General features: G+C 72.2%; 14 protein-coding genes. 6 read left to right on the top strand and 8 right to left on the bottom strand.

From position 1 onward, the window contains the following. Positions 1-4: 4 nt before the first annotated feature. A complete protein-coding gene (locus FA582_RS02120) occupies positions 5-436 on the bottom strand; it encodes a VOC family protein (protein WP_147899724.1) in 432 nt (143 codons plus the stop codon). Positions 437-558: 122 nt separating this feature from the next. On the opposite strand from FA582_RS02120, the gene FA582_RS02115 reads away from it, so the two are divergent. Genes FA582_RS02115 through FA582_RS02105 form a run of 3 tightly spaced genes read left to right on the top strand, consistent with a single transcriptional unit; the run spans position 559 to position 3,022 of the window. Beyond that, positions 559-1,077 (top strand): pyridoxamine 5'-phosphate oxidase family protein, encoded by a 519-nt coding sequence (locus FA582_RS02115; protein WP_147899723.1) that lies wholly within the window; start codon positions 559-561, stop codon positions 1,075-1,077. Between the two features lie 2 nt (positions 1,078-1,079). Continuing rightward, positions 1,080-1,943, top strand: coding sequence for a YdeI/OmpD-associated family protein (locus FA582_RS02110; RefSeq protein WP_010148288.1), 864 nt, complete (start codon positions 1,080-1,082; stop codon positions 1,941-1,943). Next, positions 1,940-3,022 carry a winged helix DNA-binding domain-containing protein gene (locus FA582_RS02105; protein ID WP_010148289.1) on the top strand — a complete coding sequence of 361 codons (1,083 nt, stop codon included), beginning with the start codon at positions 1,940-1,942 and terminating at the stop codon, positions 3,020-3,022. Before FA582_RS02110 ends, FA582_RS02105 begins: the two co-directional genes overlap by 4 nt. Before the next feature lie 138 nt (positions 3,023-3,160). Here FA582_RS02105 and FA582_RS02100 read toward each other — a convergent pair whose 3' ends face one another. From FA582_RS02100 to fbaA, 5 genes are all read right to left on the bottom strand, one after another. Then, positions 3,161-3,649, bottom strand: a complete 489-nt coding sequence (locus tag FA582_RS02100; protein ID WP_010148290.1) for an SRPBCC family protein — start codon at positions 3,647-3,649, stop codon at positions 3,161-3,163. A 132-nt stretch (positions 3,650-3,781) separates the two neighbouring features. Further along, on the bottom strand, positions 3,782-5,080 hold the full coding sequence (locus FA582_RS02095; RefSeq protein WP_010148292.1) for an adenylosuccinate synthase: 1,299 nt from the start codon (positions 5,078-5,080) through the stop codon (positions 3,782-3,784). A 72-nt stretch (positions 5,081-5,152) separates the two neighbouring features. Continuing rightward, a complete protein-coding gene (locus FA582_RS02090) occupies positions 5,153-6,127 on the bottom strand; it encodes a helix-turn-helix domain-containing protein (RefSeq protein ID WP_010148293.1) in 975 nt (324 codons plus the stop codon). Between the two features lie 170 nt (positions 6,128-6,297). Then, entirely contained in the window at positions 6,298-6,714 is a 417-nt protein-coding gene (locus FA582_RS02085) for a DUF3151 domain-containing protein (RefSeq protein ID WP_010148294.1), read from the bottom strand. Beyond that, positions 6,711-7,739: a class II fructose-bisphosphate aldolase gene (gene fbaA / locus FA582_RS02080; protein WP_010148295.1), complete on the bottom strand. Its 1,029-nt coding sequence runs from the start codon at positions 7,737-7,739 to the stop codon at positions 6,711-6,713. The genes FA582_RS02085 and fbaA overlap by 4 nt, the downstream gene beginning before the upstream one ends. A gap of 83 nt (positions 7,740-7,822) precedes the next feature. On the opposite strand from fbaA, the gene FA582_RS02075 reads away from it, so the two are divergent. Genes FA582_RS02075 through FA582_RS02065 form a run of 3 tightly spaced genes read left to right on the top strand, consistent with a single transcriptional unit; the run spans position 7,823 to position 11,177 of the window. Further along, positions 7,823-9,409, top strand: a complete 1,587-nt coding sequence (locus tag FA582_RS02075; RefSeq protein WP_010148296.1) for a circularly permuted type 2 ATP-grasp protein — start codon at positions 7,823-7,825, stop codon at positions 9,407-9,409. Next, positions 9,403-10,335, top strand: coding sequence for an alpha-E domain-containing protein (locus tag FA582_RS02070; RefSeq protein WP_010148297.1), 933 nt, complete (start codon positions 9,403-9,405; stop codon positions 10,333-10,335). The genes FA582_RS02075 and FA582_RS02070 overlap by 7 nt, the downstream gene beginning before the upstream one ends. Then, positions 10,335-11,177 carry a transglutaminase family protein gene (locus FA582_RS02065; protein ID WP_010148298.1) on the top strand — a complete coding sequence of 281 codons (843 nt, stop codon included), beginning with the start codon at positions 10,335-10,337 and terminating at the stop codon, positions 11,175-11,177. The genes FA582_RS02070 and FA582_RS02065 overlap by 1 nt, the downstream gene beginning before the upstream one ends. A gap of 12 nt (positions 11,178-11,189) precedes the next feature. Here FA582_RS02065 and FA582_RS02060 read toward each other — a convergent pair whose 3' ends face one another. Together FA582_RS02060 and FA582_RS02055 are read right to left on the bottom strand one after the other, a co-directional pair. Then, on the bottom strand, positions 11,190-11,993 hold the full coding sequence (locus tag FA582_RS02060; protein ID WP_010148299.1) for a transglutaminase-like domain-containing protein: 804 nt from the start codon (positions 11,991-11,993) through the stop codon (positions 11,190-11,192). Between the two features lie 4 nt (positions 11,994-11,997). Then, the gene (locus FA582_RS02055) at positions 11,998-12,642 is read right to left on the bottom strand and encodes a TrmH family RNA methyltransferase (protein WP_010148300.1); all 645 of its coding nucleotides are present in this window, start codon (positions 12,640-12,642) and stop codon (positions 11,998-12,000) included. Positions 12,643-12,782 lie beyond the last annotated feature (140 nt).

The raw sequence follows: 12,782 nt of genomic DNA, 5'->3' as shown, positions 1-12,782 counted from the left end.
CGGCTCAGGTGTGCCGGGTCCAGGCGTCGAGGGCCGCCTGGACCTCGTCGTCGGTCATCGCGACCGGCGTGCCCATGATCCACTGGTGACCGAAGGGGTCACGGAAGCGGCCCTGGCGGGAGCCGTAGGGCTGGTCCGCGACCGGGAAGATCTCCTCGGCGCCGTGCTCCAGCGCCCGCGCCATGAGCGCGTCCGGGTCGTCGGTCAGCAGGTCGAGGATGACGCCCCCGCCGCCCTCCGGCGGGGCCGGGTCGGTGTCGTCGGCCTCCTTGAGCTGCAGCCGGCCTCCGTGCCGCAGCGCGAGCTCGGCGAAGACGACGGCCGGGCCCATGGCATACCTCGTGCGCAGCCGGGCGTCGAGCACCGCGCCGTAGAAGTCGATCGCCGCGTCGGCGCCCCGCACCGCGAGCTTGGGTGTGATGGTGAGATCGCCCATGCCCTCACCGTGCCACAGGAGCGTCGGTCGCGTCCCGTGGGAATCGGGACCGGCCGCGACTCCCACGGGACGATCCGGTGGAGGCAGAGGTCTGTCGGGGGTCGGGTCTAGGGTCGTCGGGTATGGAGCACACGTCGCCACCGCGCAGCGAGCGGCCGGCCCTGCCCGAGGGCTATGGCCTGCCCGAGTCGACCGACGGGCTGCTGGCCTGGGAGCAGGTGGAGCCCCGGCTGCGGGACTCCCAGCACTACTGGCTCTCCAGCGTGCGCCCGGACGGCCGCCCGCACGCGGTGCCGCGCTGGGGCGTCTGGCTGGACGGCCGGTTCTGGTACGACGGGGCGCCGACGACACGGCATACCCGCAACGTCGAGGACAACCCGGCGGTCACGCTGACCCTGGAGAGCGGCACCGAGGTGGTCATCGTCGAGGGCGAGTCGCACGCCACCCGCGCCGATCCCGACTACCTGGGCCCGCGCCTCTCCGCGGCGTTCGGCAAGTATGCCGAGTCCGGCTACACCCCCGGCCCCGACTCTTGGGCCGGGGAGGACGGCGGCGGGCTGCGGGTCATCACCCCGCACCGCGTGCTCGCGTGGTTCGCCTTCCCCACCGACTGCACGCGCTTCACCTTCACCGGCGGCTGAGCATGGGGTGGCGTGCGGGCGGGAGCCAGGAGCGGCCGGCGATCTTCTTCGACGGGCCGGAGGACTTCCGCGCCTGGCTGGAGGAGCACCACGAGAGCGCCGACGAGCTGTGGATGGGGTTGTTCAAGAAGCACGTGCCCGACCGCGGGCTGACCTGGGCGGAGGCCGTCCCGCAGGCGCTGTGCTTCGGCTGGATCGACTCGGTGAGCCAGCGGATCGACGACGACGCGCGTCGCCAGCGATGGACCCCACGCCGGTTGCGCAGCATCTGGAGCGCGGTCAACGTCGCGCACGTGCAGCGGCTCACCGCCGAGGGGCTGATGCGGCCGGCCGGGATCGCGGCGTTCGAGGCGCGCACCCCCGAGCGGACGGCCGTCTACTCCTTCGAGCGGCCCGACATCGAGCTGGAGCCGCACCAGGAGTCGGCGCTGCGGGCCGACCCGGCCGCGTGGGCGTTCTGGTCCGCGGCGACCCCCGGCTACCGGCGGATCGTCACGTCGTGGCTGAGCACCGCCAAGCGGGAGGACACCCGCGCCTCCCGGCTGGTCACCCTGGTGGAGGCCAGCGCCGCGGGGCTGCAGATCCCCTCCCAGCGCTTCGGTGACACCCCCGCCTGGCAGGGGCGTGCCGCGGCGGCAGCGCAGGCGGCGTCAGCCGCGCAGGCGGCGCCAGCCGCGCAGGCGGCGCCAGCCGCGCAGGCGCCGACCGGGCGTGACGACCGCGATGAGGCCGGTGAGGGTGACGCGAAGGCGACCACCGAGGGCGACATGAAGACGACCACCGAGGGCGACGCGAAGACGACCACCGAGGGCGACGCGAGGATGGCGACCGCGGGTGTCGACGCAGACGCGGAGGGGCGCCCGTGAGCGCTGGCGGTGCGGGGCGCGGCTGGACCCTGGCCGACGTCGCCCGGATGCGGGTGCTGTCTCAACGACTGGTCGACCCGATGCCCGACCCCGCAGCGGTGGTCCGCCACCTCACCTGCACCCAGGGTCAGGACTACCCCGGCTCGACCACCTCCATCGCGCTGCGCACGACCTCGCGACGGCTCGCGGACGTCCGGGCCGCCTACGACGACGGCGAGATCGTCCGCAGCTGGCCGATGAGAGGCACCCTCTTCGTCGTGGCCGCCGAGGACCTCGGCTGGATGCTCGGGCTGACCTCCACCAAGATCCTGCGCGAGACCACCCGTCGCCGGGAGGCGCTCGGCCTCGACACCGCGACCCTGACCACCGCCGAGACGATCGCTCTGGAGGCCCTCGCGGGCGAGGGACTGACCCGCGGCGAGCTGCTCGCGGCCTGGGAGGACGCCGGACTGGCCCCGAGCGCCGGGCGCGGCTACCACCTGCTCTTCCACCTCTCCCTCCACGGGCTCATCTGCCAGGGGCCCACGAGCGGCAAGGAGCAACGTTTGGTCCTCATGGAGGAGTGGATCACCAGCCCCCGGTCGCTGGCCGGCGAGGAGGCGGTCGCCGAGTGGTTCACCCGCTACGTCCGCAGCCACGGGCCGGTCCCCGCCGCCGACTTCCTCTGGTGGACCAAGCTGCTCAAGCGCGACCTCGCGCCCGTCCTCCCCGCCGCGAGGGAGGAGCTCGAGGTCATCGAGGTCGACGGCGTCGAGCACTGGGTCGACCCGCAGGTGCTCGCGCGGCACGCCGAGTCCTCCCGACCCAGCGCGGCACCCCTGCTCCTGCCCGGGTTCGACGAGCTGGTCCTCGGCTACGGCGACCGCCGGGCCGTCCTCGACCGGGCCGAGGAGGAGCTGGTGGTGCCGGGGCGCAACGGCGTGTTCCGCCCCACCGTGGTCAGCGCCGGCAAGGCCTTCGGCACCTGGAAGCGCCCCACCCGCCGGGGCGCCCCGGTCACCGTGGACCCCTTCGGCGCCACCCTGCCCGGCCCGCTCGAGCGGGCCCTCCCCCGGCTCACCGCCGACCTCCCCGCCTGAGCGCGGCCCTCCCCACCTGTCCCCACGGCATACCCCGTCCCCCTCGCCCGCCCAACCCCGCCCTGCCCCGCCCGCCCCTGCGGGAGTGACCACGGGATAGCACGGGCTTCATCGGGAAGTTCGCCGATGAAGGTCGTGCTAGGCCGTGGTCGGTCCGTCGTCGGGGGGCGCGTCCTGCGCCTCGCGCAGCACCAGCCGCAGGCGCTCCAGGTCGCGGCGCATGGCCCGCTTCATCCCAAGCGTCACCGCGCCGGAGGCGAGCGTCGTCATCGCCTTGGGGCGGCCGGCGTTGCGCAGGCTCATCCCGGTGCGCGCCGGCCCACCCTCCTGCGCCGGGTCCTCGTCCCACCACGTGTAGGTCGTCTCCATCGGGAACGGACCGTCGTCGGTCCGCATGACGAGCCGCTCGTCCGGCACCAGGTCGACGATCTCGTAGGTGTAGGCCAGCTGCCGCCCGAGGAAGCGCGCCACGAAGTCGACCCGGGCGCCCTCGACCACCTCCGGCGCCGACTGCCAGCGCACGGAACGGATGTTGGCATACCACCGCATCGCCTGGTCGGGGTCACCCGCGATCGCGGCGACCAGCGGCCGCGGCGCGTCGAAGGTGGTGGTGACGGTCACATCCATGGAGGACACAGTATGCCGCCGCGCAGCGGGGTGCCCGGCGTCCACCGCCGGCAGACCGCGCCTGCGGGGAACGGCACGCCTCCGAGGTCGTCACCCCAGGCGTGCGCCTGCGAGCACGAGCCTCCGGCAGGGTCAGGCCTCCTCGCGCCCGAGAAGGTCGTGCCGGACGATGACCTCGTCGCGCCCGGGACCGATCCCGATGACCGAGATCCGGGCGCCGATGAGCTCCTCCAGCCGCTCGACGTAGCGCTGCGCGGCCTCCGGCAGGTCACCGAACTCACGGGCCGCCGTGATGTCCTCGCTCCACCCGGGCATCTCCTCGTAGACCGGGCGCGCGTGGTGGAAGTCGGACTGGTTGACCGGCATCTCCGCGAAGCGCTCGCCCTGCACGTCGTAGGCGACGCAGATCGGGATGGTCTCCAGACCGGTGAGCACGTCGAGCTTGGTGAGCACGACGTCGGTGAGGCCGTTGATCCGGCGCGCGTAGCGCCCGATGACGACATCGGCCCAGCCGCAGCGACGCGGACGGCCGGTGGTCGTGCCGAACTCCGTACCGACCTCCCGCAGGTGCCGACCGTTGTCGTCCTCCAGCTCGGTGGGGAACGGCCCCTCCCCGACCCGGGTGGTGTAGGCCTTGAACACCCCGATCACGCGGTCGATGCGGGTGGGTGGCACCCCCGACCCGGTGCAGGCCCCGCCCGCGGTGGCGTTGGAGGACGTCACGAAGGGGTAGGTGCCGTGGTCGACGTCGAGCAGGGTCGCCTGGCCCGCCTCGAAGAGCACGGTCTTGCCCTCGTCGAGTGCCTCCCCGAGCTCGAGCGCGGTGTCGGTGACCATGGGCCGGATCCGCTCGGCGTGCCGCAGCAGCTCTTCCATGACCTCATCGACCTCGACGGCCCGGCGGTTGTAGATCTTCAGCAGCACCTGGTTCTTCATGTCCAGGGCCGCCTCGACCTTCTGCCGCAGGATCGACTCGTCGTACAGGTCCTGGACGCGGATGCCGACCCGGCTCATCTTGTCGGCATACGTCGGCCCGATACCCCGGCCCGTGGTGCCGATCCGGCGCTTGCCGAGGAAGCGCTCGTTGACCTTGTCGAGGACGCGGTTGTAGGGCGGGATGACGTGCGCGCTCGCGCTGAGCCGCAGCAAGGAGGTGTCGATCCCCCGCGCCTCCAGCCCGTCGAGCTCCTCGATGAGCACGCCGAGGTCGACGACCACGCCGTTGCCGATCACCGGGGTGCAGCCCGGTGAGAGGATGCCGCTGGGCAGCAGGTGCAACGCGTACTTCTGGTCCCCGATGACGACGGTGTGCCCGGCGTTGTTACCGCCGTTGAACTTCACGACGTAGTCGATGTCGGAGCCCAGCAGATCGGTCGCCTTGCCCTTTCCCTCGTCACCCCACTGGGTGCCGACCAGGACGATCGCTGGCATGGCTCGGTGCCTTCCTCTCGTGGCAGCTGACCCCTCACTCTATCGAGGCCGGGCGCCGTCCCCGACCACGAGTCAGTCGACCAGCCCGCGGCGGCTCACGGCGAGACCCAGCTGGAACCTCGTGTCGGCCCCGTGCTCGTCCATGAGGGCCGCGATCCGCCGTCGCACCGTCCGCAGGCCCAGGCTCATCTGGCGGGCGATCGCCTCGTCCTTGAACCCCAGCGAGAGCAGCTCGAGGAGCTTGACGTCCTGGGCCGAGGCGTCCCGCGACATGACCGGCTCCGCCCTCCTCCACAGCTCGTCGAAGAGCGCGACGAAGGCGTCGATGATGGCCGGCGCCCGCAGCAGGAGGAAGTCGGCGTCCTCACCGGGCTCCTCGAGCATGACCCCCGACCGGCCGAAGATGCCGAACTCCACCCGGATCGCGTCGTCCGCGAGGTAGCGCTGATGCTCCCCCGCGCGGGCACGCCACTGCGCGAAGGAGTGCCACTGCGGGTCGGTGAGCACCGACAGGGGGAAGATGGCACGCAGGTCCCGGCCGCTGCTGGCCGCGCCCTCCCACTGCCGGCGCACCGACTCCTCGTGCCCCGGACCGGTCCCGATCTTGGCGCTCACCTGCATGATCGGACCGCGGGACGTCCGCGACAGGTGCTCGACGACGGCCGCCGCCTCGGTCGGGGCGACCTGCTCCCACGGGGGCACCCGCGGCCCGGAGAGCTGGAGCCCGCGGCGGTAGTCGGACTCGAAACTCTCCAGGGACTCCCGCAGGTTGAGCAGCCGGCGCCGGCGGTCGTCGAGCTCGGACTCCTCGGAGTCCAGCAACCGCCCGACGCTGGCCCGAGGGTCATCGACCTTGACGGTGCCGTCGGCGACCCGGCGCGCGAGGCGCATCCGCTCCAGGTCGCCCATGACCCGCTGCGCCTGGGAGGCCCTCCACCCCAGGGTCTCGGCGTGCTCGCTCAGCGTGGCCGGGGTGGAACGTAGGACGTGACGATAGAGCTGTTCCGCGTCGTCGGACAGGCCGACGGACCCTGGTTGACCGTTCATCTATGGCAGGATAGGGCCACTGGCACAGTTGGGACAGCCACGGGCTTCTCCTCATGGTTGTATGTGCTGGTCGGACCGCACGTCAGGGGACGCGATCGATCCGACGCATGGGGAGCGAGCGGCACCCGGGGCGGTCACGGACCCGGGCGCCGCTCGCACATGTCAGGGGTTCAGAGACCGAGCTCACGGGCCGCGGTCGCCGAGGACGCGCGGAGGAACTCCGTGCACCGGTGCTCCTCCTCGCTCTCACCGATCCGCCCCGCAGCCTTCGCGAGCGCCCCCAGGGCGCGCAGGAAGCCCTGGTTGGGCTCGTGCTCCCACGGCACCGGACCCTGGCCACGCCACCCGGCGCGGCGCAGCTGGTCCAGCCCCCGGTGGTAGCCGGTGCGGGCGAAGGCATACGCCGCCACGTCGTCGCCCTCGTGCAGAGCGTCCTCGGCGAGCATCGCCCACGCCAGGCACGAGGTGGGGTATGCCGCCGCGACCGTCCGCGGGTCACCCTCGGCCAGCGCCCGCGCGGCGGGGTCCTCGGGCAGCTCGGTGACGGGGATGCCGAGCAGGTCGGAGGACCCGGGGCCGGCGCTCATCGGTGGGTCCCGGCGGAGCGGAGGTTCTCGCAGGCCTCGACGACGCGGGCCGACATGGCGGTCTCGGCCACCTTGCCCCAGGCGCGCGGGTCGTACTGCTTCTTGTTGCCCACCTCGCCGTCGACCTTGAGCACGCCCTCGTAGTTGGACAGCATGAAGCCGGCCACCGGTCGGGTGAAGGCGTACTGCGTGTCGGTGTCGATGTTCATCTTGACCACGCCGTAGTCGACGGCGTCGGAGATCTCCTGGGCGCTGGAGCCCGAGCCACCGTGGAAGACGAGGTCGAAGGGCCGGCTCTCGGCGTCGCGGCCCAGGGCCTTCGCCGCCGCCTCCTGCGCGGTCTGCAGGATCTCCGGGCGCAGCTTGACGTTGCCCGGCTTGTAGACCCCGTGCACGTTGCCGAAGGTCAGGGCCGTGAGGTAGCGGCCCTTGTCACCGGCACCGAGCGCCTCGATCGTGGCGACGGCGTCCTCCGGCGTGGTGTAGAGCTGGTCGTTGATCTCGTTGGCGACGCCGTCCTCCTCGCCGCCGACGACCCCGATCTCGACCTCGAGGATGATCTTCGCGGCCCGGCACTGCTCCAACAGCTCCTCGGCGATCTGGAGGTTCTCCTCCAGCGGCACCGCCGAGCCGTCCCACATGTGCGACTGGAAGTAGGGCAGGCCGCCGTCCTTCACCCGCTCGACCGAGGCCGCGAGCAGCGGACGCACGAAGCCGTCGAGCTTGTCCTTCGGGCAGTGGTCGGTGTGCAGCGCGATGTTGACGTCGTACTTCTTGGCGACCTCGTGGGCGAAGGCGCTGAAGGCCAGGGAGCCGGTGACCATCTCCTTGACGCCCTGGCCGGACCAGTACTCCGCGCCGCCGGTCGAGACCTGGATGATGCCGTCGGAGCCGGCGTCGGCGAAGCCCTTGATGGCGGCGTTGAGGGTCTGGCTGCTGCTGACGTTGATGGCCGGGTAGGCGAAGCTGCCGGCCTTCGCCCGGTCGATCATGTCGGCATAGACCTCGGGGGTGGCGATGGGCATGTGGTCCTCCTCGGGACGCGGATGACGTCAGGTCAGCACCCATGCTTCCACAGGGCGCGGGGGGCCTCCTCTAGGGTTGCGCCATGACAGGCGCGTTCACCGACTACCCGACCACGCCGTCCATCTACGACGAGACCGTCGCCCACCGCGGCGAGGTCAGACCCGGCTACGAGCAGATCGCCACGCAGTTCGACACCTTCGGCCTCGAGGACGTCCGCAACCGCGGCGAGTACGTCAGCAAGAGCTACCACGACCAGGGCGTCACCTTCGACTACGAGGGCGAGGAGCGGCCCTTCCCGCTCGACATCGTGCCGCGCGTCATCGACGCGCAGACCTGGTCCCACGTCGAGGCCGGGGTGGCGCAGCGCGTCACCGCGCTGGAGGCCTTCCTCGCCGACGTCTACGGCCCGATGCAGATCATCACCGACCGGGTCATCCCCCGGCACATCGTCACGACGAGCAACCACTACCACCGGGTCGCCTTCGACATCCAGCCCGGCAACGGCGTGCGCGTCCACGTCTCGGGGATCGACCTCATCCGCGACGGCGAGGGCGCCTTCCGCGTGCTCGAGGACAACGTCCGCATCCCCAGCGGGGTGTCCTACGTCCTCACCAACCGCCGGGCGATGACCTCGACCCTGCCCGAGGTGGTCGGGACCCACCGGATCCGGCCGGTCGCGGCATACCCCAGCCGTCTGCTGCGGGCCCTGCGCGCGGCCGCACCGTCGGGCATCACCGACCCCGAGGTCGTCGTGCTCACCCCCGGGCCCTACAACTCGGCCTACTTCGAGCACTCGCTGCTGGCGCGGCTCATGGGCTGCCGCCTCGTCGAGGGCCGCGACCTGGTGACCCAGGGCGGGCGGGTGCTCATGCGCACCACCCACGGCCTGCAGCCGGTGCACGTCATCTACCGGCGCGTCGACGACGACTTCCTCGACCCGGTGGCCTTCCGCAACGACTCGGTGCTCGGCTGCCCCGGCGTGCTCAACGCCGCCCGCGCGGGCAACGTCACCATCGCCAACGCCGTCGGCAACGGGGTCGCCGACGACAAGCTGATGTACTCCTACGTGCCCGACATCATCCGCTACTACCTGGGTGAGGAGCCGATCCTGCCCAACGTCGACACCTGGCGGCTGGAGGACCCGACGCACCGCGAGGAGGTCCTGGACCGCCTCGACGAGCTCGTGCTCAAGCCGGTCGACGGCTCGGGCGGCAAGGGCATCGTCATCGGCCCGCAGGCGAGCAGGGCCGAGCTCGACCAGCTGCGCGAGACCGTCAGCGCCTCCCCCCGCGGCTGGATCGCGCAGCCGGTGGTCCAGCTCTCGACCGTGCCGACGATGGTCGACGACGGGCTGCGACCCCGGCACGTCGACCTGCGACCGTTCGCGATCAACGACGGCGAGAAGGTCTGGGTCCTGCCCGGCGGCCTGACCCGGGTCGCGCTGGGCGAGGGCGAGCTCATCGTCAACTCCAGCCGCGGCGGCGGGTCCAAGGACACCTGGGTGCTCTCCGGCGACGGCCGCCGCACCCGCGTCGAGCCCCGCGCGCAGCGCCAGGTGCAGATCGGCACCGCCCCCCAGGTCGCGCTCAAGCGCTCGGAGGCCGAGCCGGCCGAGCAGGAGCAGCAACAACAGCAGCAGCTCGCGGACCAGGAGGTGGGACCGTGCTGAGCCGGATCGCCGAGTCGCTCTTCTGGATCGGGCGCTACCTCGAGCGCGCCGAGGACACCTCGCGCCTGCTCGAGGTGCACCTCACCCTGCTGCTGGAGGACCCCGTCGTCGACGAGGAGGCCACCAGCGAGGTCCTGCTGCGGGTCATGGGCATCGACGGCGAGGCCAGCCCCGACCACCAGACCGTGCTGCAGCTCCTGGGCTGGGACGAGACCTCCCTCACCTCCATGGTCGCCGCGTTCTACGGCGCGCGCGAGAGCGCCCGCCGCTCCCGCGAGACGGTGTCGCTGGAGATGTGGGAGGCGGTCAACACCACCTGGAACATGATGCGCGGCAACCGGTTGCAGCACGTCCCCGCGCACCGCGCCTGCCAGCTGGTCCGCGAGCGCTGCGCCGTCGTCGGAGGCATCGCGGACACGACGATGACCCATGACGAGGGCTGGCAGTACATGATGCTCGGCCGGCAGCTGGAGCGGGTCGACATGACCTCGCGGATCATCGAGTCCGCGGCCTACAACGCCGAGAGCCCGTATGCCTGGACGCAGACCCTGCGCGCCTGCGGGGCCCACCACGCGTTCATCCGCACCTACCGCGGCGCGGCGACCGACGCCCAGGCGGCCGAGTTCCTGCTGCTCGACCGGATGTTCCCCCGCTCGGTGCTCGTGTCGTTGCAGGCCGCCGAGGACGCCCTGGCCTCGTTGGAGTCGACGACCGGTGGTCGTCGGACCGGCCTGACCGGTGAGGCGCTGCGCGCGCTGGGCCGGGCCCGGGCCGAGCTGGAGTTCGGATCGTTGGAGGAGACCATGGCCCACCTGCCCGAGCGGATGAGCCGGCTGCAGCGCACCTGCAGCGCGGTCAACGACGCCGTGTCCGACCACTACTTCGACGGCGCCGGCGCGTCCGTCTGGCGGGCGGGGGTGCGCTGATGCTGCTCCGGATCGTGCACCGCACCGGCTACGAGTACGCCGGCATGGCCTCGCACTCCTTCAACGAGGCCCGGATGTCGCCGCGCTCGACCCTGCACCAGGCGGTGCTGCATACCAAGGTCGACATCTCCCCCACGGCGTGGACCAACACCTACACCGACTACTGGGGCACCACGGTGACGCAGTTCGAGGTGCACGAGCCGCACCCGCGGCTGGCGGTCACCGCCTCCGCCACCGTCGACGTGCAGCGCCCGGAGGTCACCGGTCACGGCCTCGGCTGGGACGCCGTGCGCAGCTCGGAGGTCTTCGACGACCTCAGCGAGTACCTCCTGCAGTCGCCCATGGTCGAGCCCCCGGCCGAGCTCAAGGCCAGGGTCGAGGAGATCGCCGGGCGCAGCGCGACCCCGGGCGACTGCGCCCGCGAGGTCGTCGAGCTCGTCCACGACGAGATGGAGTACGTCTCCGGGTCGACCGGGGTGCACACCCGCGCCTCGGAGGCGTGGGCCAACCGCTCGGGCGTCTGCCAGGACATGTCCAACCTCACGATCGGCTGCCTGCGGGCGGTCGGCATCCCCGCCTGCTACGTCAGCGGCTACCTCCTGCCGGCCCGCGAGCCGGAGATCGGCACCCCCTACACCGGGGAGTCGCACGCGTGGGTGCGCTGGTGGGACGGCGAATGGGTGGGCATGGACCCGACCAACGCCATCCAGCCCGGCGGGCGGCACGTCGAGGTCGCCAAGGGCCGGGAGTACGGCGACGTCCCGCCGCTGCGCGGGATCTACACCGGCACCAAGAGCAGCTCGATGTTCGTCGAGGTGGAGCTCACGGCCCTGCGGCCCTGAGGCCGGTCGGTCTCAGCCGATCGACACCGTGCCCTGGTGGTCGTCGGTCGGCAGGTCGCCGTCGACGGCAGCGCTGACCTTGAGGGTCCGGAAGGTCAGCCCGCCGGAGTGCACGGTGAGGAAGGACGTCTCGCTCGCGTCGGCCCCCGCGCAGATGCGCACGAGGGACTCCCGCGGCGCCAGGCGGGTGGGGTCGACCACCACCCAGCGGTCCTCGACCGCGGCCTCGACGACGGCGTGGAAGTCCATCGGGGAGAGCCCGGGGGCGTAGCAGGCGACGAGACGGCTCGGTATGCCGCGCGCCCGGAGCAGCGCGAGCGTCAGGTGGGCGAAGTCGCGGCAGACACCCCGCCGGGCGAGGTAGGTGTCGCTGGCGCCGTCGGTGACCGTGGAGGATCCGATGACGTAGCGGACGTGGTCGTGCACCCACGCGGCGACGTCGAGCACCCCCTGCTCGCCGACCACGTCGCCCACCTCGGCCCGCGCGACGGACTCCAGGCGGTCGAGGTCGACGTAGCGGCTGGGGCGGACGTAGTGGATGCGCTCCAGCGGGCTCACCGCGGCGGCGGCGCCCCCGTCGGTGACCGTCGCGGCGTAGCTCACGGCCAGCTCCCCCGGGGCCACGTCACGCACGACGTGCCACCGGGTGCCGGACGCCTCGTCGAGGACGTCCTGCACCTCGACCGGCGCTCCGTCGAGGGTGACCGAGAAGCGCTCCTCGCCACGGGTCACCTGGTCGGCGACGGTCACCCCGATGGTGGCCTCGACCGGGCTGGTCACGGTGGCGGTCAGGTCGGCGGTGAGGTTACGGCGCATCCGCTCATGGTGTCAGGTCGCCGGCGTGCTCCAGCGCCCAGTGGTACATGACGATGGCCGCCGCCGCGCCCGCGTTGACCGACCGCGTGGAGCCGTACTGCGTGATCGCCAGGACGTCCTGGCAGCCCTCGACCGCCTCGGCGCTCAGACCGGGCCCCTCCTGGCCGAGGAAGAGCACGCAGTCGCGGGGCACGGCATACCCCTCCAGCGGCACGGAGCCGGGGACGTTGTCGACGCCGAGGACGGGCAGGCCGTTCTCGCGCGCCCAGGTGAGCAGGCCCGCGACGTCGGCGTGGTGATGCTCGTGGAGGTAGCGGTCGGTGACCATCGCCCCGCGCCGGTTCCACCGACGCCGTCCGACGATGTGGATCGCCGCGGCGTTGAAGGCGTTCGCGGTGCGCACCACCGACCCGATGTTGAAGTCGTGCCCCCAGTTCTCGATCGCGACGTGGAAGCCGTGGCGGCGGGTGTCGAGGTCGGCGACCACCGCCTCGTGGCTCCAGTAGCGGTAACGGTCGAGCACGTTGCGCCGGTCGCCGGTCGTCAGGAGCTCCGGGTCGAGGTGCGCCGGCAGCTCACCGGAGGCCGTCGTCGGCCACGGTCCGGCCCAGGGGCCCACACCCACGGGAGGCTCGCTCGGCTCGCTCATCCGCAGGATTGTCGCACCGCAGCGTCCCGCTGCCATGGCCGACCTGCAGGTTTCGCACTACGGTGGAGGTCGGTCGCGGGCACCAGCCCGCCACAGACCCGACATGCGGCCCCGCAACGGGCCGCCGAACGGAGGGACCA

The sequence above is a fragment of the Serinicoccus profundi genome (genome assembly GCF_008001015.1).
Classification (GTDB): domain Bacteria; phylum Actinomycetota; class Actinomycetes; order Actinomycetales; family Dermatophilaceae; genus Ornithinicoccus; species Ornithinicoccus profundi.
This window is presented reverse-complemented; position numbering and strand designations above follow the sequence as displayed.